The sequence below is a fragment of the Staphylococcus sp. IVB6240 genome (genome assembly GCF_025558425.1).
Classification (GTDB): Bacteria; Bacillota; Bacilli; order Staphylococcales; family Staphylococcaceae; genus Staphylococcus.
The window spans coordinates 1,579,570-1,602,186 of sequence record NZ_CP094718.1; the positions used below are offsets into that span (position 1 = coordinate 1,579,570).

Annotated in this window: 26 protein-coding genes; 10 read left to right on the forward strand and 16 right to left on the reverse strand. The window is 36.4% G+C overall.

What is annotated here, in order from left to right; genetic code table 11:
- Window positions 1–147: 147 nt before the first annotated feature.
- A complete protein-coding gene (locus tag MUA88_RS07805; RefSeq protein ID WP_262605348.1) occupies window positions 148–1,245 on the reverse strand; it encodes a glycosyl hydrolase family 28-related protein in 1,098 nt (365 codons plus the stop codon).
- Between the two features lie 88 nt (window positions 1,246–1,333).
- Here MUA88_RS07805 and MUA88_RS07810 point away from each other — a divergent pair, with 88 nt between their 5' ends.
- The 5 genes from MUA88_RS07810 (at window position 1,334) to MUA88_RS07830 (ending at window position 5,082) form a co-directional block, all read left to right on the forward strand.
- Window positions 1,334–1,885: a cysteine hydrolase family protein gene (locus tag MUA88_RS07810; protein WP_262603646.1), complete on the forward strand. Its 552-nt coding sequence runs from the start codon at window positions 1,334–1,336 to the stop codon at window positions 1,883–1,885.
- 56 nt (window positions 1,886–1,941) lie between these two features.
- Window positions 1,942–2,868 (forward strand): manganese-dependent inorganic pyrophosphatase, encoded by a 927-nt coding sequence (locus tag MUA88_RS07815; protein WP_262603647.1) that lies wholly within the window; start codon window positions 1,942–1,944, stop codon window positions 2,866–2,868.
- 25 nt (window positions 2,869–2,893) lie between these two features.
- Entirely contained in the window at window positions 2,894–3,172 is a 279-nt protein-coding gene (locus MUA88_RS07820; protein ID WP_262603648.1) for a GNAT family N-acetyltransferase, read from the forward strand.
- A 65-nt stretch (window positions 3,173–3,237) separates the two neighbouring features.
- The gene (locus MUA88_RS07825) at window positions 3,238–4,617 is read left to right on the forward strand and encodes an aldehyde dehydrogenase (protein WP_262603649.1); all 1,380 of its coding nucleotides are present in this window, start codon (window positions 3,238–3,240) and stop codon (window positions 4,615–4,617) included.
- 36 nt (window positions 4,618–4,653) lie between these two features.
- Window positions 4,654–5,082: an SRPBCC family protein gene (locus MUA88_RS07830; protein WP_262603650.1), complete on the forward strand. Its 429-nt coding sequence runs from the start codon at window positions 4,654–4,656 to the stop codon at window positions 5,080–5,082.
- Window positions 5,083–5,133: 51 nt separating this feature from the next.
- Here MUA88_RS07830 and pglS read toward each other — a convergent pair whose 3' ends face one another.
- Together pglS and MUA88_RS07840 are read right to left on the reverse strand one after the other, a co-directional pair.
- Complete coding sequence (gene pglS, locus MUA88_RS07835) at window positions 5,134–6,177, reverse strand: 6-phosphogluconolactonase (protein ID WP_262605349.1); 1,044 nt, start codon at window positions 6,175–6,177, stop codon at window positions 5,134–5,136.
- 71 nt (window positions 6,178–6,248) lie between these two features.
- On the reverse strand, window positions 6,249–6,422 hold the full coding sequence (locus tag MUA88_RS07840) for a hypothetical protein (protein WP_262603652.1): 174 nt from the start codon (window positions 6,420–6,422) through the stop codon (window positions 6,249–6,251).
- Window positions 6,423–6,588: 166 nt separating this feature from the next.
- On the opposite strand from MUA88_RS07840, the gene MUA88_RS07845 reads away from it, so the two are divergent.
- Window positions 6,589–6,978: a hypothetical protein gene (locus MUA88_RS07845; protein WP_262603653.1), complete on the forward strand. Its 390-nt coding sequence runs from the start codon at window positions 6,589–6,591 to the stop codon at window positions 6,976–6,978.
- A 356-nt stretch (window positions 6,979–7,334) separates the two neighbouring features.
- Window positions 7,335–8,378 carry a C45 family autoproteolytic acyltransferase/hydrolase gene (locus tag MUA88_RS07850; RefSeq protein ID WP_262605350.1) on the forward strand — a complete coding sequence of 348 codons (1,044 nt, stop codon included), beginning with the start codon at window positions 7,335–7,337 and terminating at the stop codon, window positions 8,376–8,378.
- 61 nt (window positions 8,379–8,439) lie between these two features.
- Here the strand turns inward: MUA88_RS07850 and MUA88_RS07855 are convergent, their stop codons facing one another.
- The 12 genes from MUA88_RS07855 to MUA88_RS07910 all read right to left on the reverse strand — a co-directional run bounded on the left by MUA88_RS07855 (window position 8,440) and on the right by MUA88_RS07910 (window position 18,292).
- Complete coding sequence (locus MUA88_RS07855) at window positions 8,440–9,282, reverse strand: DUF4097 family beta strand repeat-containing protein (RefSeq protein WP_262605351.1); 843 nt, start codon at window positions 9,280–9,282, stop codon at window positions 8,440–8,442.
- A 2-nt stretch (window positions 9,283–9,284) separates the two neighbouring features.
- Window positions 9,285–9,842 (reverse strand): DUF1700 domain-containing protein, encoded by a 558-nt coding sequence (locus MUA88_RS07860; RefSeq protein ID WP_262603656.1) that lies wholly within the window; start codon window positions 9,840–9,842, stop codon window positions 9,285–9,287.
- A gap of 188 nt (window positions 9,843–10,030) precedes the next feature.
- On the reverse strand, window positions 10,031–11,392 hold the full coding sequence (locus tag MUA88_RS07865) for a gluconate:H+ symporter (RefSeq protein ID WP_262603657.1): 1,362 nt from the start codon (window positions 11,390–11,392) through the stop codon (window positions 10,031–10,033).
- A 23-nt stretch (window positions 11,393–11,415) separates the two neighbouring features.
- Complete coding sequence (gntK, locus tag MUA88_RS07870; RefSeq protein WP_262605352.1) at window positions 11,416–12,954, reverse strand: gluconokinase; 1,539 nt, start codon at window positions 12,952–12,954, stop codon at window positions 11,416–11,418.
- Window positions 12,955–12,967: 13 nt separating this feature from the next.
- Window positions 12,968–13,651, reverse strand: coding sequence for a GntR family transcriptional regulator (locus MUA88_RS07875; protein ID WP_262603659.1), 684 nt, complete (start codon window positions 13,649–13,651; stop codon window positions 12,968–12,970).
- A gap of 181 nt (window positions 13,652–13,832) precedes the next feature.
- Window positions 13,833–14,561, reverse strand: a complete 729-nt coding sequence (gene pmtD, locus MUA88_RS07880; protein ID WP_262603660.1) for a phenol-soluble modulin export ABC transporter permease subunit PmtD — start codon at window positions 14,559–14,561, stop codon at window positions 13,833–13,835.
- Window positions 14,558–15,433 carry a phenol-soluble modulin export ABC transporter ATP-binding protein PmtC gene (pmtC, locus tag MUA88_RS07885; RefSeq protein ID WP_262605353.1) on the reverse strand — a complete coding sequence of 292 codons (876 nt, stop codon included), beginning with the start codon at window positions 15,431–15,433 and terminating at the stop codon, window positions 14,558–14,560. Before pmtC ends, pmtD begins: the two co-directional genes overlap by 4 nt.
- 11 nt (window positions 15,434–15,444) lie before the next feature.
- The gene (gene pmtB, locus MUA88_RS07890; protein WP_262603661.1) at window positions 15,445–16,092 is read right to left on the reverse strand and encodes a phenol-soluble modulin export ABC transporter permease subunit PmtB; all 648 of its coding nucleotides are present in this window, start codon (window positions 16,090–16,092) and stop codon (window positions 15,445–15,447) included.
- Window positions 16,093–16,117: 25 nt separating this feature from the next.
- Window positions 16,118–16,738 (reverse strand): hypothetical protein, encoded by a 621-nt coding sequence (locus tag MUA88_RS07895; RefSeq protein WP_262603662.1) that lies wholly within the window; start codon window positions 16,736–16,738, stop codon window positions 16,118–16,120.
- Window positions 16,722–17,615, reverse strand: a complete 894-nt coding sequence (gene pmtA, locus MUA88_RS07900) for a phenol-soluble modulin export ABC transporter ATP-binding protein PmtA (RefSeq protein ID WP_481906544.1) — start codon at window positions 17,613–17,615, stop codon at window positions 16,722–16,724. The genes MUA88_RS07895 and pmtA overlap by 17 nt, the downstream gene beginning before the upstream one ends.
- Window positions 17,612–17,989 carry a PSM export ABC transporter transcriptional regulator PmtR gene (pmtR, locus tag MUA88_RS07905; RefSeq protein WP_262603663.1) on the reverse strand — a complete coding sequence of 126 codons (378 nt, stop codon included), beginning with the start codon at window positions 17,987–17,989 and terminating at the stop codon, window positions 17,612–17,614. Before pmtR ends, pmtA begins: the two co-directional genes overlap by 4 nt.
- Window positions 17,990–18,118: 129 nt before the next feature.
- The gene (locus MUA88_RS07910) at window positions 18,119–18,292 is read right to left on the reverse strand and encodes an SE1626 family protein (protein ID WP_262603664.1); all 174 of its coding nucleotides are present in this window, start codon (window positions 18,290–18,292) and stop codon (window positions 18,119–18,121) included.
- A gap of 167 nt (window positions 18,293–18,459) precedes the next feature.
- On the opposite strand from MUA88_RS07910, the gene MUA88_RS07915 reads away from it, so the two are divergent.
- From MUA88_RS07915 to MUA88_RS07925, 3 genes are all read left to right on the forward strand, one after another.
- On the forward strand, window positions 18,460–19,749 hold the full coding sequence (locus MUA88_RS07915; protein WP_262603665.1) for an aminotransferase class I/II-fold pyridoxal phosphate-dependent enzyme: 1,290 nt from the start codon (window positions 18,460–18,462) through the stop codon (window positions 19,747–19,749).
- An 87-nt stretch (window positions 19,750–19,836) separates the two neighbouring features.
- Window positions 19,837–20,349: a methylated-DNA--[protein]-cysteine S-methyltransferase gene (locus tag MUA88_RS07920; protein ID WP_262605354.1), complete on the forward strand. Its 513-nt coding sequence runs from the start codon at window positions 19,837–19,839 to the stop codon at window positions 20,347–20,349.
- Window positions 20,350–20,562: 213 nt separating this feature from the next.
- Window positions 20,563–21,513: a glycosyltransferase family 2 protein gene (locus MUA88_RS07925; RefSeq protein WP_262603667.1), complete on the forward strand. Its 951-nt coding sequence runs from the start codon at window positions 20,563–20,565 to the stop codon at window positions 21,511–21,513.
- Window positions 21,514–21,566: 53 nt separating this feature from the next.
- Here MUA88_RS07925 and MUA88_RS07930 read toward each other — a convergent pair whose 3' ends face one another.
- Entirely contained in the window at window positions 21,567–22,367 is an 801-nt protein-coding gene (locus MUA88_RS07930; RefSeq protein ID WP_262603668.1) for a MetQ/NlpA family ABC transporter substrate-binding protein, read from the reverse strand.
- Window positions 22,368–22,617: the final 250 nt, after the last annotated feature.

Below are 22,617 nucleotides of genomic sequence, written 5' to 3' on the forward strand. Positions count from 1 at the left end.
AGTAAACCCCCTTTCGCACAATTTATTGAAAGGGGATTTATCTTATATATTAGTGTTTTGAAAAATAGATCAGCGTTATATGTTCAAGCTCATCATGTCAGCGTTTATAACACAGCATTTTAAGTACTACTCTCTCAAGCTTGTATCTTATACATGTTTTTTATTTACAACTTGTTTTTCTTTTGTTTTAGGGATATTGTTATCCGTTTGAAGGATGATATCTTTAATGGCTGTCAGTGTGATCGGCGCACACTTCCCTGCGAATGTATTTTCTAATATTTCAACTTGTGTATGTGGCGCCTCTTTATGACTTCGAATATGCATCGTATCTTTTGGCCCGATATCAAGAAATGTATTGTTTAGTACGAAGAATCCTTCGCCACCTTGTTTGACATGGGTTTTACCATTAAGTGTCCAAGCATTTTTCCCTTGATATACGCCTAAGTAACGGATGCCACCTGCACAGTTACGAAATACATTGTTATGAATCCACAAGTTTTTTCCCTTTAAAGGTGTGAGCGCATAATCTTGCATACCATCAAAGACATTATTTTCAATAACGACCGTTTCATAATAATGGTCAACACGACTCGCATGTGAGCCAATGGCACGATTCCATGCATGCATCTTACCTTCATGTGAACTTCCAAAATAACAATTTTCAATGATGGCATGCTTTGTAATCGTTCCATCATTGCGACCAAACTTCGGAAATGCCCCCTTCACAAATAAATCTAATTGAATAGCTTCTGAAAATGAACGATCTCCGTTGATGTCATAAAACCCAAGAAATTCACAATCATGAATATGAACGCCATCTAAACCACAGGCATCAATGCCATGACCACCAACAACATTTTTAATTGTGGCACCTTTTATTTCAACTTCACGTGCATGACCGATACACATTGCCGTATTGTTATAAGGATAGTCGTTACCATTCATATCGAACGTACCACCACAAATACGAATATAACCGTGGCCGTCATAATCATGGTAGCGTCTCAAACTTGATCCATTTTTAATCAATGCATCTCGACCTGTGCGCAATAAAGTGGCACCTTTATCTAATAATAATGTCGTCCCTTCATAAATCTTCAATGCTTTCATAATATGATACGTACCAGGTGGTATGTATACGGTAATAGGCCCCTTCTTCGCTTGGTTTAAAGCACGTTGAATCCCTATCGTATCTCGCCATCTATTTTGTGTTGTTGCACCAAAACTTAAAACATTAATAGCCAATTGTGTGGACGCCTCCCAAATAAAAGTTATACTATACATAATAATAGCTTTCCTTAAAACTATATACCCAATTTTTAGGAGGAACAACATGACAAAACGTGCATTGTTAGTTGTAGATTACTCGTATGACTTTATTGCTGAAGATGGCAAGTTAACTTGTGGTGAAGCGGGTCAACGCATTGAGCCATTTATTGTGAAACGTATTCAAGATTATATCGACCAGGATGACCATATCTTTTTCTTAATGGATTTACATGAGGAAAACGATCCTTATCATCCAGAAACAAAACTTTTCCCATCCCATAATATTGTCGATACACCTGGACGTGACTTATACGGTGAAGTGAAGTCATTATATGAAAAGATCCAATCTCAAAGTAATGTTCACTTTATTGATAAACGTCGCTACGACTCTTTTTATGGTACGCCACTTGACGCCTTATTAAGAGAAAGACATATTGATACAGTCGAACTCTTAGGGGTATGTACGGACATATGTGTATTACATACGGCTGTAAGTGCCTACAATCTTGGTTATCAATTGGTAATCCCTAAAGATGGCGTGGCTTCTTTCAACCAAGTCGGTCACGAATGGGCATTATCACACTTTAAGGATACATTAGGCGCAAAGGTAGAATAAACCTGCACACGCATGCTAAAATATGAATGAGAAATGTATATAAGGAGATTGAAACAATGACAACATATATTTTTGGTCATCAAAACCCAGATACTGATGCGATTTCATCAGCAATTATTATGGCAGATTTTGAACAACAAAATGGAAACACTGAAGCGAAAGCTTATCGTTTAGGCGACGTAAGTCCTGAAACACAATATGCGCTTGATCACTTTAAAGTTGCAGCGCCTGAATTATTAACAGACGATTTAACAGATCAAGAAGTTATTTTAGTCGACCATAACGAATTCCAACAAAGTGCTGAAACAATTGACAAAGCTGTGATCAAACATGTAATCGATCATCACCGTATCGCGAACTTTGAAACAGCAGGTCCTTTATACTACCGTGCTGAACCAGTGGGCTGTACTGCAACAATTCTTTACAAAATGTACAAAGAACAAGGCTTTGAAATCCGTCCTGAAATTGCTGGCTTAATGATTTCAGCGATTATTTCTGATAGTTTATTATTCAAATCACCTACTTGTACATCACAAGACGTAAATGCAGCGAAAGCATTAGCTGAAATTGCTGGTGTAGACTTAGATGCATATGGTCTTGACATGTTAAAAGCAGGTGCATCTACAGCAGATAAATCTGAAGAAGCACTTTTAGATGCCGATGCTAAATCATTCAGCATGGGTGACTACACAGTTCGTATCGGCCAAGTCAATACAGTCGATATCGACGAAGTATTCGCACGTCAAGAAGCACTTGAAAATGCGATGAACAAAGCAAGTGTTGAAAATGGTTATGATATCTTCGTATTAGCCATCACAGATATTATCAACAGCGATTCTAAAATCTTAGTCGTTGGTGCAGAGAAAGATACTGTTGCATCAGCATTTGATACAACATTAGATAACAATACAGCATTCTTACCAGGTGTGGTATCACGTAAAAAACAAATCGTACCACCTATTACAACAGCTTTAACAAAATAATTTATTTCAAAGGTTGTGAATGACGATGACATACGATATTAAAGAAGCGGATAATAAGTTCTATATCGGAGAAGACATTAACGCACCAATAGCAGAGATTACATTTGTTTATCGAGATGAACATACGATTGATGTCAATCACACATTTGTATCTCCTGAATTACGCGGTGGCGGTGTAGCAAAACAATTGTTTAACCGTGTAATCGATAAAGCACAGCGTGAAAACTTAAAAATCATTCCAACATGTAGTTATGCAAAGGTACAATTCGAAAGAGATGCATCTATTGCGTCACTAAAAGCATAAAATAACGTAAGGACTGGGCAATGAAACGCTCAGTCCTTTTAAATAAAGAAGAAAGGACTGACACTATGCAACAAATTATCGACCAAGTCCAGCGTTCAAAAGATTATTTTTATACACATGAAACAAAATCAATCAAATTCCGTAAGCAACAATTGAAGCGCTTATCAAAAAGTATTAAAAAACATGAAAGTGCGTTAAAAGACGCCTTGTTAACAGATCTCGGAAAAGGCAGTATTGAGGCATATGCAACTGAGATTGGCTATACATTAAGCAGTATTAAACTTATGCGTAAATCTATCGAAAAATGGAGTAAAAAAGAAGCGGTAGATACCCCTGTTCACCTATTTCCTGCAAAAAGCTTTATCGTCAAAGAACCTTTAGGCACTGTGCTGATTATTGGTCCTTTTAACTATCCATTTCAACTTTTATTTGAACCATTAATTGGTGCGATTGCTGCTGGAAATACCGCAGTCATTAAGCCATCTGAACTCACACCAAACGTCGCTAAAGTTGTTGAAGAGATTATTACAGCAACATTCGAGCCAAAATATGTGTCTGTTGTTCAAGGCGGTGCAGATGTTATTCAGACATTGCTCCAACAACCTTTTGATCATATCTTCTTTACAGGTAGTGAGCGTGTCGGCAAAATTGTGTATAAGGCAGCTGCTGAACAGATGATTCCTGTCACACTTGAACTCGGTGGCAAGTCTCCTGTCATCATTGATAAAACCGCCAACCTTAAAGTAGCTAGTGAACGTATCAGTTTCGGTAAGTTTATTAACACTGGTCAAACATGCGTCGCACCAGACTATATTTTAATTGATGAGTCTGTCAAAGTACCATTTATCCATGCATTACGCACGACATTAAAAGAATTTTATGGTTCCAATCCCTTAACAAGCGAAGACTTAGGTCATATCGTCAATGAACGTCATTTTGATTGCCTTGCTTTATTAATGGATAAACAACAAGATCAATGCATTATCGGTGGTGAACGCAATGTTGAACAGCGTAGAATAGCGCCAACTGTCTATGACAATGTGAAAGCTGACGATCCACTGATGCAAGAAGAAATTTTTGGGCCACTGTTACCAATTATGACCTATCAAAATATTGATGACGCGTTTCAGTTTGTTCAATCACGTCCAAAACCGTTAGCACTCTATCTCTTTAGTGAAGATGAGAATACATCCGATCGTGTACTCAATGAACTGTCATTTGGTGGTGGTGCCATTAATGACACTTTATTACATCTTGCAAATCCTAACTTACCATTCGGTGGTGTCGGTGCATCAGGTATCGGTCATTATCACGGAAAATACTCATTCGATACCTTCACACATGACAAATCATATATTTTCAAAACAACTAAGCTTGAATCAGGACTATTCTTCCCTCCTTATCAAGGCAAGTTAGATGCGATTAAAAAATTATTTAAAAAGTAATAAAAATAAAGGAAATCCATATGAGGTGCTTATAAAATGAATAACCGTTCTGAAATGAAACCAATTGAAAAAAACATCACATTACAAGCCGATATAGATAAAGTATGGCAAGCTGTATCCACATCAGAAGGTATCGCATCATGGTGGATGGCAAATGACTTCGAAGCAAAACCTGGTAAACCATTCACGCTTCATGCTGGAGAGTTTGGAGATTCACCTTGTAAAGTCAAAGAAGTCACTCCTAAAAATTATCTAAGTTTCTATTGGGGAAAAGATTGGGAGGTTATATTTAAACTGGACGAAATAGATTCTGAGGCGACAGAATTTACATTGATTCACTCTGGTTGGGATGAAACAAAACAAACCGAATTTGGTCAACCACACCCTGTTGTTCAACCATTTATGAATGACGGATGGGATGAAATCGTAAAAGTTGCCCTTCCAAAATATCTTGAACAACTTTAAAAACTCAAAAGCAAGGAGGTGAGACACGGTGCTCAGCTCCTTGCTTTTTAATTAGTCTTCCAAAAATTTCACACAAACACCTTCAGCTGCTTGTTGACTATCGTCTGTTAACGTTAATAAGCCCGTTGCTTTATCACGTTTGAATACAACGACTTTTGAATCACCTTGTTCATGTGCGACCACAAGATAATCATCAGATGGTGTGATATTGAAATCACGTGGGAATTCATCCCCAGATGGTACGATATCTACTAGCTCTAATCTTGCACCGTCATCTAATACTTTAAAAATAGCAATACTGTCATGACCTCTATTTGAAATATACAAGAATTGTTGGTCATGTGATAAATGTACTGCTGCTAATTTCGTAGGTTGCAAGTAGTCTTTTGAAATGGTGAAGTGTCTTTCACGCTCAGTAAATTGACCGTCTTCATAGTCCATTACAACAACTGTGTTAGATAATTCATTTACAACATATGCGTAACGTCCTGTTTTATGGTAAGCAATGTGTCGTGGTCCATCACCTGGTTGTAACTCTGTACGGTGCGCAACATCTAAGCCTTTATGTCCATAGTGATATGTCACCAATAAGTCTGCTCCTAAATCAACAGCAACCACATATTTTTGTTCAGGTGTCACTTCTAAATAATGGACGTGCGATGCATCTTGTCTTGCAACATTTGGACCTGGTGTATATTCGTGATAAACTTCTTCAATTAATTTAACAATTTGTTGTTTATCAGCATCAAATTCATAAATACGTGCTAAGCCGTCACCATATACCGCTTCAAATGCAAATTCACCCTCTGGCGATACAGAAACATAACAACCTGATCCTTTTAATGATTCAAGAGATTGTCCTGTTTCTTCTAATGTCGCATCTTTTTTAATTTTAAATGTTGCCAGCCCGGCACGTTCATCATTTTTAGTTACAGCTAACAATGTATCTTTAAACTGAGCTAAATACGTTGATGCATTGAGTTCAAATCCTGTCTCAACCTTCGCCATTTTGCCTGTTTGTTCATCTAATTCAAAACGATAAATCCCTTTGCCATCTTTTTTTGTATATGAACCTATGTAGCCCTTTGTTGCCATATCGTTCCCTCCATCACTTAACTAAAAGGACTGTCATAGAATATAAGCTATTCTACTTCAGTCCTCTGTTTTTATCCGATATTATTTTCGATATCTGATACGATTTCTTTTGTTTTGCTTTCGATTTCTTCAAAGTCTTTTTTGAACACATACGCTAATACTGCTGCACCTGCACCAACAACTAATGTTGTGAAGAATGTAAGTGCGAAGAAAAATTTAAATACACCTTTAATAAAATTCCACATAATTTTCACCTCTAATTACATAATATATACACATTTATCATACCATAGATAATGTCCATGGTTAAATAAATACCCTAAACACGAACAAACTAACCTAAAAACATTCAATTATATATTTAAATATGGTACATTATGGTTAAAATAATTTAAGAAAGAGGTAAGTCGCATGCCATACATTTCATTGCTCAATTATTGGAAAAACCATGATATTGAAGGCGTGACAAATATGGTAGATGATAAAGTCGCAGCATATTATGTTAATGAGATTGGAGAACCTGTTGCACTGAACAAGTCCCTCTTAATTGATATGCTTCATAAACGCATGAAACAAGTAGAGTTAGATGAAAACTTACAATGGAACTTTGAAGTGATTCATCGTGCACAAGTTTATGATAAGCAGACGGTTATTTTTTGTGCATACGCATATGAAAATTCCAACTACCATGATACAAAGAAAACCATGATAGCCGTTACGTTTTCTGCACGTAAACCGAATACCATGGGTCCAATTAAAGCCATCTATATTACACCTAACGTCAAAGATTACCACAACTAACCGGGTGTAGAAATTCGTACGTCAGAAGAATCAAAATCCCCTCATTCTGATCAACAACACGCTACTTCTATCTATCAGTCGTACGAATAGAATAAGACCGATCATTTTCAAAATCTTTCATACCATCATGTCTAGCAAAACAAAATAATACGCAGGAAACTATAACGTAAAGTTTCTAAAAAACCAATTTTTTATTCTTAGAACAGCTTGATTCATGACACGTGCCACACTCCAATAAATTTCACTTTATAAATGATATACTTATTATAGTGACGCAGGCGTCAAAAAACCATTAACGTTGCATTACAACATCATAACAAAAGATGTAAATTATATTGCAGGAAGGACGTCGAACAATGCAAAACGTCAAGTCTGATATTTTAACATTTAGAGGGTCACATTATGATTACGGCGTGGCAGTCGGCAAGTGGATGCAACAGAATGAAATGCTTAAAAATAGAGAGAAAGAGTGGCGCAAACGTGTGCCTAGATTTGATATCGATATCAAAGAAACACAAGCCATTTTCCAACAATTTGCACCTCAGATCTGGGAAGAAATACGCGGTATACAAGATGTCTTAAACATTCCAACACGACAAGCGATTTTGAACTTTGCACATTATCGTTTTACGACACTTCCAGATAGTGGTTGCAGTGTATATGTCGGTGACCACTATCTTGTGCGTAACTATGATTATCATCCAGCTACATATGACGGGCGCTATCAACTTTTCCAACCAACTGATGGTGGCTATGCTCAAATTGGTCCTATGTCTAGAACAACTGGTCGTATGGATGGGATGAATGAACATGGACTTGTAATGGCATATAACTTTATGCATCGTAAAAAGCCCGCAAATGGTTTTGTCTGTTATATGGTGGGACGTCTTATTTTAGAATATTGTCGTAACGTAGAAGAAGCCATTTCGTTATTAAAACGCCTCCCACATCGTAGTTCTTTTAGCTATATTGTGATGGATGCGTCTGGTGCACATGCGATTGTTGAAGTGACACCCCGTGGGATCGATGTTCGTTACGATCAAACATGTACGAACCACTTCAAGTTGTTAACACATGAGAATCGTAACTATACGAAAGAATCAATCGATCGCTTGGCACGTTTGGAAGCACAAATTCCAACGAATGCACCTGACAAATTTGAAGTATTCCAACGCTTTAATGATCCGAATTATGAAATTTACAGTAAGTTATTCAAAAGTTGGAGTGGTACCATTCATACGTCAATGTATGATCCGACGACTTTAACAGCATGGATATCTTTAGGAGAGTCACAAACACCTGTTGCGTTTAATTTTGATGCCTGGTTAAAAGGTCAGCCTGTCGAACATGCAACACTACATGGACAACTAGACACTGATATTCATTTTGCTACTGAATAGAACCTGAAAAGACGAGGTTGAAACACCCACATAGGGGGCTCAACCTCGTCTTTCTTCTTTACTAATGAACTAAAATATCTCCATCATTCGTATATAACTCAATTTGATGTGCACCATTGCCATTGATACCCCGTCTTAATTCTGGATGTTCTACCATCGCTTGCCCTTTTGACGGATGCAATTCCAAACGGACATGTTTTGGTGTTTTGGCATAAGACATCTCGATATTCCCCTTATCAACGATGCCTTTCAAATCACATTTCGGTGCCATTTGCATCAGCTCCATGTTCCCTTCACCTAATTTGAATAGACTCTGACCCACTGTTGTATGGTCTGTTTCAATCATACCCTTCTCAACATTCACATCACTTTTTTTTAATTCACTTTTAACAATTTTTACGAATGTTTCATGACCGTTAATTTGGGCGTGCTTGAAGTGACAGTCCTTTAATGTGACTTCACCATTTTGATCATTCCAGATCATCAAGTTATCCAGTGTCATGCCTTGCATCTCTACACTCGCAATATGCGTTGTCACACTCAAATGTTTTAAATAATGAGGTGGCACTGTTACAATCAATTCTTCTCCGTTCGTAATAAAGGGATTTAAATTCAGCATCTTGCGTTTAGAATGCATGCGTTCAACCACTTGTAGTGTACGACCTTGTCGCGTCACTTTCAGTTTGTCTCTCCCTTTATATTTCATATGGAAAGCCTTACCCTCTTTGAACTTCACATTGATATTATCCATATTGATGACTAGTTCTTCAATATTTCTGTCATCGAATGAATGCTCGACTTCTGAAATAGGATTCCCTTTTTCTTCAATTAACAACCAAACTGCTGTTCCTAAAATAAAGAAAATAATAAAACAACTCATACCAAAAATAAATAGTTTTTTCATGGTTACATGGTTCCTTTTTTAATAAAGTTCATGTTCCACTTTAAATATCGAATCAGTAGTGTGCGTATGCCGATTGACGCTTTCACAATCATCACTAAAAACATCGTCCCTAGTCCTAGATAAGCAAAGCTAAATAAATAGTTGCTGATTGAAAAATTATGTAGCCCTGCCCAAATGTTTGAAACAAATAAGATGAGTGGTGAAAGGATCATGCCCAACGCGACAAATGTGATCATCAACATAAAGATCACGATGAAAATAAGTGGGATCAGAATAAAACAAAAGGTGACGAGACTCATACCAACCGTAGCAAATATGGCTCGTGCGATACGGGACATATTCGGCTTATTTTCTGCATCCTTAACCGCTGATTTCGCATATTTTCGTTTAGCAATCTGTTTCGGTGTATCCAATGAATCCACAATCTCTTTATCCGTAAAGCCCTTTTTCCCCTCTTCATAAAAATAATTTTCATATGTATTCATGACATCATCAACAACATGTTTCGGCAACTTGTTTAGCTGATATTCTAATTCATTCAAAAACGTAATTTTATCCATCCTGTACACCCGATTTTTAAGTAGAAATTACTTTTAATTATAGTTATATATATGAAAAATTAAAATATCTATGTACTATTTGTATTGTAAATGTCATATTCTTAATGATTTGTAATTTTAAAATTTTAATTGCAACATAATAAAAAGCTGAGCAACACATCAAATCGTGCAACTCAGCTAATTTTAATTTATACAAATAAACTTAAGAAGTAGATGAATACAAGACCGCTGACAGAAATAATTGTTTCAACGAGTGACCATGTTAAGAATGTTTCTTTGATCGTTAAACCAAAGTATTCTTTGAACATCCAGAAGCCTGCATCGTTTACGTGCGAACAGAAGACACTACCTGCACCAATTGCTAATACGACAAGTGCTAAGTTAATATCGGCTGTTTGTAATAATGGTAAGACAATACCTGTTGTAGAGATTGCTGCCACTGTTGCTGAACCTAATGCTAAGCGAAGTACTGCAGCAACTAACCAAGCAAGTAATAATGGTGAGATATGTGAATCTGTAAAGAATGTTTCAATACTTTTACCAACGCCACCATCAATTAATACTTGTTTGAAGGCACCGCCTCCACCAATGATTAAGAGCATCATACCGATTGGGTAAATCGCTTGTGTTAATGTATCCATAACATCTTTCATAGGAATGCCACGCATTAAGCCCATACTGAAGATTGCAAAAAGAACGGCGATTAACATGGCTGTGCCTGCTGTACCGATGAAGTAGATAAAGCTTTCAAAAGCATTTGTTGCCCCATCTGTATGACCTGTTACTAATTGCCATACTGTTGCAAATAACATCAAAATAACTGGTAATAATGCTGTAAATGTACTTAAACCAAAGCTAGGTAATGCATCTTTTTCAAATGTTTTTGTTGCACCTAATGATGAAATATCTCCTTCACGTTGGAAAGCTGTTGGTGATAATTTTGGTGCGATTTTCACGAATAGTGGTCCAGAGATGATCGTAACTGGAATTGCAATGATAAAACCGTATAATAATACTTCTCCAATGTTTGCGTTCAACTCAGATGCAATGACAACTGGACCTGGATGTGGTGGTAAGAAACCATGTGTCACTGATAAAGCTGTCACCATTGGTAAACCGATTTTTAATTGTGAGATATTCATGCGTTTCGCAATTGTAAATACAAGTGGAATTAATAATACAAGACCTACTTCAAAGAACAATGCAATACCGATAATAAAGGACGCAATGACCATTGCCCATTGAACATATTTTTCACCTAAACGACTGATCAGTGTGTCTGCAATTTGTGTTGCACCGCCACCATCAGCAAGTAACTTACCAAGCATTGCACCTAAACCGAAGATCAATGCGATATGTCCAAGTGTTCCACCCATGCCGGTTTCAATGGTTTTAATAATACTATCAAACGGCATTCCTAAGAATAAGCCTGTCACAATCGCTGTCACAATTAATGACACGAATGTATTTAATTTAAATGCCATAATTAATACGAGTAATAATAAAATACCTAATACAACACTAATAATTGGCCATAATTCATGTACCATAATTCATCCCTCTATTCCTTCATTTAATGATGTTTACTTTGAAATTTTGCAATTGCTTCATATGAAGACATCAGACTGCGACTTACTTGTATAAAGATGGATGCCAGCTCTTGATACGTGTTGACAACTTCTTGATTGGCTTCATGTGCATGAGTCTTACCTACCCATTCTGCAATCATGTCATAGTTATCTCGCTTACCAATCGCACGACTTCCGATGGCGCACGCACCAAGACAAGAGCTTTCATAGCTTTCCGGCACTTCCAATTCACAATCAAAAATATCTGCCATCATTTGACGCCATAACGCACTTTTAGAAAAGCCACCTGTCGCATGAATTTTCGATGGCATTTCATCCATCACTTCAACTAACGCAAGATAAACTGTGTACAGATTAAACAATACACCTTCAAGTACGGCACGAATCATATGTTCTTTTTTATGTGCTAATGTCAGCCCAATAAATGATCCTCTTGCATCTGATGTCCAAAGTGGTGCACGTTCCCCTGCTAAATATGGATGGAACATCAAACCTTGCGCACCTGGTTCCACACGCTCTGCAATGCGCGTCATCACATCGTAGCTGTCCATGCCTAAGCGTTTCGCTGTCTCTACCTCACTCGCTAATAACTCATCACGCAGCCAACGTAATACAACACCACCATTGTTCACAGGACCACCAATCACATAATGTTCGTCATCCAATACATAACAGAAAATACGACCTTTGCTATCTGTGAGTGGACGATCAACAACTGTACGTATTGCCCCAGATGTCCCAATTGTGACAGCCACTTCACCCGGACGGTAACTGTTGACACCTAAGTTTGATAACACGCCATCACTGGCACCAATGACAATTGGTGTTGTTGTATGCATTCCAATTTGCTGCGCATACTGTTCGTCCATGTTCTGACATATATATTGTGTTGATACCAATTTCGGTAACTGTTCAGCTGACAGTTCAAGTAATTGGAGCACTTCTTGATCCCAATCACGTTCACGCAAGTTGTAAAGACCTGTCGCTGAGGCAATCGATTCATCCATCACCCATTCACCTGTCAATCGGTAAATCACATATGACTTAATATCGACAAAACGTGCCGCTTGTTCATACAACGCAGGTTCATCATTTTTGAGCCACCACATTTTACTTAATGGCGACATCGCATGCATCGGTGTACCTGTGCGTTCATATATTTTTTGACCGTCATGGTTCTGTTTCAAATCTTCCACTGCGTAGCGTGCTCGGTTATCTGCCCATGTAATACTATTCGTTAAAGGCTTGCCAGCATCATCTACTAAAATCAAGCTATGCATCTGTGCACTGAATGATACGAATGAGATGTCATCTGGTTTGACATCATTATCTTGAATGACACCTTGTAATGTATTTACAACCGCATCAAATAATACGTCTGGGTCTTCTTCTGATATATCCACAGTTGGCGTAAACATTTTATATTCTTGTTGTGACTTACCAACTTCTACACCTTGTTCGTTATACAATACAGACTTCGTACTTGTTGTACCGATATCTATTCCGATCATATACGTTGTCATATCTTCTCTCTCCTTACATTTGATCAGACCAAAATGCGCCAATATCATTATTTAAATCACTAAAGTTAAGTCGGAACGCTTCATACATTAATCGACGATCTCGCTGTTCCACCGCTTCAACAAACTTTTGATGGTTCGTAATGACACGATTAAAGTCTTCTACATTCTCACCCATACGTCGCGACATACTGATATATACCTGACAGGTCATCAATGGCTTCATCTGCATCCACAAATGTGTCAGGTAACTGTGTTCACATGCATTCACCATCAATTCATGGAACTGGATATCATGTTCTGTAAAGCTCACGGGATCTCGAAACTTCACGCTCACCTTCATCATTTCCAGTGCCTGATACATCGCATGGACAATGGTCGATAAATCATCTCTTTGAATGACCTTTGTAAAGGCAAAGGATTCTATCATTAAACGGATATCCGTCATTTCTTGTTGTTTTGTGTCTTCAAACGGTAATACTTCTGCACCCATACGTTCAAGCTGAATCAAGCGATCTTGACTCAAAATCTTAAAGGCATCTCTCACAGGTGATCGACTGACATTGAATTGTTTGGCAATTTGATTTTCAGTAATGACTTCTTGCTCGTCATATTCACCATTCATCATATTCAAGCGTAAACATGCTGCAATCCATTCCCCTTTTGACATCTGTTGCTGCCATTGTTTTGGAAATTCCATTTGTATCACCTCAACTTGTATACAAGTATTCTAATCCAAAAAACCATTTTTGTAAACGCTTACTTATTCGTTTTTAATAAAATTTTTCACCAACTTTTGAGCAGTCGGTCATTCAAACATCAAAAAACAGCTTTACTGCAAGATTTCTCTCACAGACAAGCTGTCTTGTTATCATATAAAGTTAGATATCTTTTTTAGCAATTAACCATGCATTCCCTGCAAATAAGATAATGCATGAAGCAATGTTAATAATCCATTGCACATTCGTAAATGACATTTCGTCCTCTAACGTTTTTTGCGTTAAGTAACCAATCGGAATATAGTTTAATGCTTCCATCAATTTCGGACCTATTTGTGGAATCAATGGAATAAACGGTGACACAATCGTTAAAAAGAGTAGTAAGAATATCCCTAACGTATAGACAAATGCAGGTTTTTGGATGATCAAATTAAACATAAATAATAATAAGCCATAGATAAAAAAGAGCATCAAATAAAACATTGGCAATTGTCCAACTAATTTCATATCGATACTTGGACCTTGTGTCGTCCCATACATCATATACGTAATACCTAGTACCAATACTGTCATTAAGACACTCAGCACAATGATTGAAATTGATTTTGCCACTAAATACTGAATACGATGATGCAAGCTATTTAAATAAAGTTGAATCGTTCCTTCTGAAATATCTCGACTTAATGTTTTAACGATAAACATCATACCAATGAGAGAGAAGAACCATTTTTCCATCGATAAAATCATATTAGGATCTACTTCATCACCCGTTGCCACAACAACACTGACTACAACCACAATTGGTAAAACCCCTAATAAAATAGCGATATAAGTTAAAGGACTTTTTAAAACACTCAACATATCAAACTTCACTAATTGTAAGCTGTTCATGCGTTGTCACCTCGTTTATTAATGTCAAAGTAAGTATCTCTTAATGTTGCTTTACGCGTTTGAATATATGTCGGATAAATATGTTGTGATGATAAGCCCTTCAATAACCATTGATAATTCTGTTGTTGACTGATAATGATAACACCTTCATCTTTTTGTACTTGAATCACATTGAAATGTTCTGTTAAATATTGACGGGCTGCTTCAAAATCATCATGAGTAACTTGAATCATCGTTTGGCTTGTCTCTTGTTCACCTGTCAACATCATATCCTGAACAAACTTGCCATCTCTCAGAAAGATTGCGCGATCACAAATCAATTCAATATCTTCTAATTTGTGACTCGAAATCAAAATTTTCATGTCTAATTCTTTTGCGAGTTTCTCAATTGTTTTAAGTACATCAATAGAACCATCTGGATCCATGCCATTCGTCGGTTCATCTAAAATTAAAAACTTAGGCTGATTCATAAGGGAAACCGCAATCGCCAGCTTTTGTTTCATTCCCATTGAATATTTCTTAACTTTTTTATGAATATACGATTCCATACCGAAAGCTCTAACAATATTATCTGTATATGCTTTGTCATAGCCCTTTCCAAGGACTTGCGCAAATAATTTCAAATTATAAAGGCCAGTTTTATTACTATATAACTTCGGATGTTCGATTAAGTATCCAATCGCATCTTCATTTGAAACTTTTACTTCTCCTGAATAATTCACAATATTGCCATTCATTATTTTCATTAGTGTGGTTTTACCGACACCATTTTTTCCAATCAGTCCAACAATACGACTGTCATTAAATGCAAAATCAATATGATCAATGACAACATGTTTATTGTACTGTTTCGATATTTGTTTTAATTCCATTGATGTACCTCCTAAGTGCTGTGTATACGTTTCATTTGAAAAATATATGTGAAAATTGCTGTTAAAATACTAAAAATCAAATAGTAAATACCGATATCCATTGAAAAATAGTCCGGATTATCAAAGACAAATAATCCTATCGTGACAAAACTTAAAGCCATCAATGCTGGTATAAATCCCAATATTGAAAGAATATAAATGAACATCGGAGGGCGTTGTTTACGCGATTGTTCCCCTGATGTTGGAAAGGAGATTAGAAACGCAAGAAGGTTTGTTGCGATAAATCCGTATATAAACGAGACTTTGACCTGATTCGCTTCAATATAAAACTGATTGACATCATACAGAAGTATTAATAATACCGTTAGAACTGTAAGTCCCACGATTGTGATGTAATGCGCATTCAATAGCTGTTTCTTTGAGACGGGTAAGCTATGTTGAAACAAATAAGCACCATCACTTCCAAATCGTTTATGCACACGAAATGCATGCGCTGAGTCGGCCATAAAAATGAAGAACATAATAAATGTCACAGGTATAAACCACATCTCATAATCTGGTTGATAACGCTGATATATTGGATAAACGAGTAATAAAATCAAATATAATATCAAAGTATTTTTATGCAAATATAGATTACGCTTGATTAAGTGCAGCATATCTTTCTCCTTTCTTTCATAATGTTTATAATCTAATTTTATTTCGACCTAATCGACGATATCGCAAAATGGTTTTTATACTGAAACACATCACTGACAGAATAAGTAATATCCACGGCATGATGTTAAACCAAAATAAATCGACACCATTTGTTAATGGACCTATCAATGCGAATAAAATACTAAACATTAACAATACGAATATCACGTAACTTATCCACTTATTGTAAAATTCATCAAGTATCGTACGTACACAAAAGGTTGCGATTAATAACGTTAAGCTCAAGAAACCTGCCATCACTTCAAATACATTTGGAAATGGCGCAATCAAATATATCAGAACGACAGTACTGACTTGTACACTACAAATGACTAAAGTATACAGATTAAAACTTTTTAATAATAAGCGATCACTTACCGGTAAACTGCGAAATGTCACATACGACTGATTATGATTTAAATAGTCAATGGTATAGACTGGAAAGCCTGATAAAGCACCGAGTAACATGATAATGAGCGATAAAAATAACGACTGATCTATCATATAGTAGTATGTCAGTATGACAATCATAAAGAGATAAGATACAATATAAAAAGCTTTTGAAGAATCACCTAATAAAAAGTTGCGTTTAATGAGCGTTATCATGATTCATCACACCCTTTTTGTGTTGTTCATAATGCACCATGATTTCTTCCACAGTCATAGGTGAAATTGTGACACGTTGACCGAACAATTCATGGAATGTTTGGGCGTCTTTTGTCATGCCACTATATATTCCATCTTTTTCAACACAATGAATGAGTAACTGACGCAATTCATCATCCAAATCTGTACTATCACCTCGTACAAGATGATGTGTTTCTAATAGTTCTTCCTTAGAGGCATTCACAATAATATGACCGTCTTGTAAGTGAACGATATAATCTGCAATACGCTCTAAATCAGAAATGATATGTGTCGAGAAGAAGACGGATTTTTGTTCATCTAACAATTCTTCTTGAATAATGTCTAAAATTTCATTGCGGACAACGGGATCCAATCCTGCTGTCGGTTCGTCAAATATATACAATTCCGCATGATGACTCAGTGCAATTGCAAGTGATAACTTCATCTTCATACCTGTTGATAGCTCACGGATTTTTTTATCATATGGCAGTTCAAAGCGTTTCAAATAATCCATAAACAATTCATGATCCCATTGACTATAAAATGGCGCAATTAACTTCTCTGCCTTTTTAACCTTCCATTTATCATTTAAGTACAACTCTGAATAAACAAAGCCGATTTTATCTTTAATACCTACCGGATCTGTTTCCATCGGTTGGCCGAACAATTTTATATCGCCTGATGTCGGCTGTAATAAATCCATAATCATTCGAATCGTTGTCGTTTTCCCTGAACCGTTCGCACCGATAAAACCTGTCACATACCCTTTTGGCACTTCAAAATGAATATCTTCTAATGAGAAATGTTTCGTCTCATAACGTACATGATTGAGTTCAATCGCTTTTTCATTCATCATAATTCCTCCTCATATAGCATCTTGACGATGTCTTGAAGTTCTGACAAAGACATCCCGATTGTTTTTGCTTCTTTTACGAGTGACTGTGTAAGTTCTTCGATGACGATAAATTGTTTCTCTTTCAAAATAGACGTGTCTTGTTCTCTAACAAATGTGCCCTTTCCACGAATGGAAGTTAAGTAGCCTTCTTTTTCCAAATCTTCATAGGCACGTTTCGTTGTAATGACACTGACACTTAAATCTTTCGCAAGTTCTCTCATAGATGGGAGATTGGCACCTGCTGGTAGTATACCACGTAATATCTGTTCTTTAATCTGTTGTTTGATTTGTTCATATATGGGCGATGCACTATTATTCTGCAGTAATATTTTCATGTATACCTCCCTCTCTTACACCAACTGTATATATTGAGTATACACACTATATAAATATATGTAAACCCAATATAAAAAAACGTGCGATTTGTATCGATCATCTCTATACAAACCACACGTGATATACGCTTATCTATTCTGTTTTCGATCATTATTACGACTAATAAAGGCACATACCATAAATAAAATGGTCGCCATAAACAGTTTAATGGCTGCTGACTCTTCACCTTGTATTTGAAAAAACATCCCAACAATAAAGATGATAGACGCCAAGATAACAAATATTTTTGTTAGATGTTTCACCCGACACACCTCATTCATTTCTTATTTAATGATACTTTAACATAACAACACTTATTTGAAAGTATCCAACATGCTATTTTCATTTTTTTCATAAGCTTTCTTTAACTTTCAAAGAATTCACGGTATGATAGACATATATTTTCAAATTTAGAAATGAGGTTGTATTTATGAATCCTTTAGCGCTCACTCTAAACGAACAACTTAACGAAAACAATCCGCACTTACTCGATATGATGTCAGATTTAGGCAAAAATATGTACTATCCAAAAGGTATTTTAACACAATCTGCAGAAGCAAAAGCGACTGATTACAATGCGACAATTGGTATGGCAACGAACCGTGACGGTATGATGTATGCAGATACTCTATACGATATGTTCAATCACCTTTCACCTGAAGAAGTATTCGCATACGCACCGCCACAAGGTTTAGAAGCTTTACGTGACTTATGGTTGAAAAAAGTGTTAGCAGACAACCCTGACCTTCAAGAAGAACAAATCACACGTCCAATCGTTACAAATGCACTGACACATGGTTTATCACTCGTTGGCAATATGTTCGTCAATGCAGGTGACACAGTATTACTTCCTGAGCATACTTGGGGCAACTACAATCTTGTATATGGTGTCCGTCATCAAGCAGACATTCAAAAATATCCAATCTTTGATGAAAACGGTCATTACACAACACAAGGACTTGTTGATACATTAGCATCAATCGAACAAGATAAAGTCATTCTTGTCTTGAACTATCCTAACAACCCAACTGGTTATACCCCAACTGTTGACGAAGTTCACACGATTGTAGAAGCTGTCGATACACTCGGAAAACGTGGTGTTAATGTAGTGACTGTTGTAGACGATGCTTACTATGGACTATTTTATGAAGACGTCTATACACAATCTATTTTCACAGCGCTTACAAACTTAAATAACCCGCATGTATTACCAATTCGTCTTGATGGCGCAACAAAAGAATTTTTCGCTTGGGGCTTCCGTGTTGGGTTTGTCACATTTGGCTTATCTAATCAAGCGTCTAAAGATATTGTGGAAGCAAAAATGAAAGGTCTTATCCGCAGTAATAACTCAAATGGGTCAACACCTTCTCATTCTGCAGTACGTTATGTACTTGAAAATCCAGAACAGTTTAATAAAGATATTCAAGCAAACGTTGATACGTTAGAAGCACGTTATCAAGTGACAAAAGAATGGGTCTATCGTGAAGACTTCCAAGAGTTATGGCAACCGTACGACTTTAACTCTGGTTACTTCATGGCATTACGTGTAAAAGATGTGAATGCTGAAACATTGCGCAAACATTTAATTGAACACTACTCAATTGGTATTGTCGCATTGAATGACACAGATATCCGTATTGCTTTCAGCTGTATTGAAAAAGAAGACATCCCACATGTATTCGAAAGTATTGCCAAAGGAATTCAAGACTTACAGAACTAAATATACAAGAAGAGACAGCGTTTGTGAGCAACATGCGACTGTCTCTTTTTCGCATACATACAACGAGAACAGAGGAGACGTTTCAACATGTATTTGTATTATCAACATATCCAAACACCTTTAGGTCGCATGACAGCCGTTGTGAATGATAAAGCATTATTGAGCTTATCATTTACTGATTCTAACGACTATCAGACAGCCTGGGAGAAGTTAAAAAAACAAGGGACTTTAATTCAAATTTCTACACATCCGATCATCAACCAGATTGCCCTTGAATTAGAAGCCTATTTTCATGGGGCTTGTCAGGAATTCAAAACACCTGTGGCATATGTGATTGGCACACCTTTCCAGCAAGACGTTTGGCGTGCATTAAAAGCATTGTCATATGGTGATCAAGTTACATATGGCAACATTGCTGAGGCGATTGGTAAGCCAAAAAGCGTCCGTGCAGTTGCCACTGCGATTGGGATGAATCCCCTATCTATTATCGTGCCATGCCATCGTGTGTTGAGAAAGGATGGACGTCTCGGTGGTTTTAATAGTGGCCTTCATCGTAAAAAATATTTACTTGCATTAGAAGATGGTCAGTGGAAAGAATAAGTTAGAACTATAGTAATTATGCAACCACAATATATTGATAATCAAAATTATCCTATTGCTAAAAAGTTTCAATCGCTAACAACGCTTTTTATTTTAAGATCTCTATGCTATGATCAAATAAGTTTTAACGTGTGTTCGGTTTGCAGAAAGAGAAAAGTACGACTTGAACAGCACAATATCATTCAATTTGATAATTCATGAAGTAGGTGCCTTATGACTAAAAAATTATCTATTATTATTCCACTGTTCAATCGTGAAACCGTCATTCAACGTTTACTACAAAAGATTCAACATCAAACATTCGACTTAAACCAAGTAGAAGTGATTATTTGTGATGATGCTTCGACAGACCATTCTGTTGAAGTTGTACATTCATTTAGAGATCATATACCAAACTTAATCATACTTGAAAGTCCATCCAATTCTGGTGGTGCATCTGTGTCAAGAAATCGAGGATTAGATGTAGCTACAGGCGAGTGGATTTTATTTATTGATTCTGATGACTACATTACAGAACATACATTATCAGATGCTTTTACAGCTATTATGACTTATCACGATGATATGGTCTGTTTGCCATATTTCAGAGGTAAAAACAGTACAAGACCTATCAGTCGGTCTGCTTTTTCATATCAACAGACAGTCGGTCATTTACAATTTGAAAATACGAAGCTACACAATTCTTTAAATATTATTGGTAAGTTTATAAAAAGAGACATCATTGAATCAAACAATATTCGGTTTCCTGTTGGTATTAAAGTGCGTGAAGACAATTGGTTCTCCATGCAAGTGTACAGTGTCGTAAACGGCATTACGATTCTTGGCAACGAGCGCAACTATTACTTTACAGAACAACAGGATGACGTCGCATTAACGCGTCATACTAAAACACCACCAAGAGATGCTGTTAAAATTTTTATTGCCGTATATGACTTTATTATGCAACACCCTGATATTTCACATACTCGAAAAATCACATTGTTAACCATCTTTTTAAATCGGTATACAAATATGATCCAACGTGGACAATATGCGCCTGTAAGATTCTTTGATCATACAAAGGATACATTAAAAGAAATTCACGTACATCATGACGTCTCTGCTGATACAGTATCATTTATCAATCGTCTTTTTTCAGGTGATTACGATCAATATCGTGTATAAAAAAATCGACCCGCAACACATCAAAACTGGTGTATTGTGGGTCTTTGATTTGATTAAGGTACTTTCCAATAATCATCTTTATTTTCTTCAGCTAATACTTTTTTAAATCCTTTTGATTGATAGGCTTCTTTAATATCTTTCACCCATTGCTCATCTTTATTCTTATTATTCACAACAACTTGCAGATATAAATCGTCGACTAAGTCTTCTTTTAATAAGCCTTTCGCCGGGTCTACTTTAGAAGCATAGACTATAGAACCTGGAATCACTGCATAATCGACTTCATCTAAAATTCTAGGAATATTTGCTGAATCCATTGTCTTAATCTTTAAGTTTTTTGGGTTTTCAGCAATGTCTTTTTCAGTAATTTTAATATCATTTTTATCTGCGTCTAATTGAATCCATCCTGCTTTTTCTAATAATCTAAAAGCTCTCGCTGCGTTAGATGGATCTTGTGGGATTGCAATGGTATCTCCTGGCTTCACACTATCAAGATCATCATTTCTATTTGAAAAAATTTGTGCAGGTACGGTTGGAATTTTAGTGATATTTGTAAGTTTTGCATCTCTTTCTTTATTAAACGTATCCATATAAGCCTTATGCTGATCAACATTCACATCAACACTGCCTTCTTGTAATGCCACATCTGCTTGTAGTAATTCAGAGAAACTTTTATCCTTCACAGTATAGCCTTTATCTTCTAATTCTGGCTTAATCCCTTTTAAGAATAGTTCACTATATGGCCCTGGTGATGTTGCCACTGTAATTTCTTTTTTGTCTTTTTCCCCGTTCCCACATGCGACCAATACAACTGATACGACGAGCGTCAAAAGCAATAAGATATTTTTCTTCATAAGCGTTCCCCTTTCTTAATTCCGATTATTATTATATGTTTTAATCATATCATTTAAAGGTGGAAAGTCAATAAACATTATCATGATGACACATATGTGACACTTTCTTATTTGTATAACGGAAAACACCCACAACCTCCTATTTTTAGAAAGTTGTGGGTGTTTCTATCTAAATTATTATGTCATTACAAATTGGAGAACGCTGTAAAATCAACGTTTAACGCTGTTTTACATCATCCCTGGCATTTTG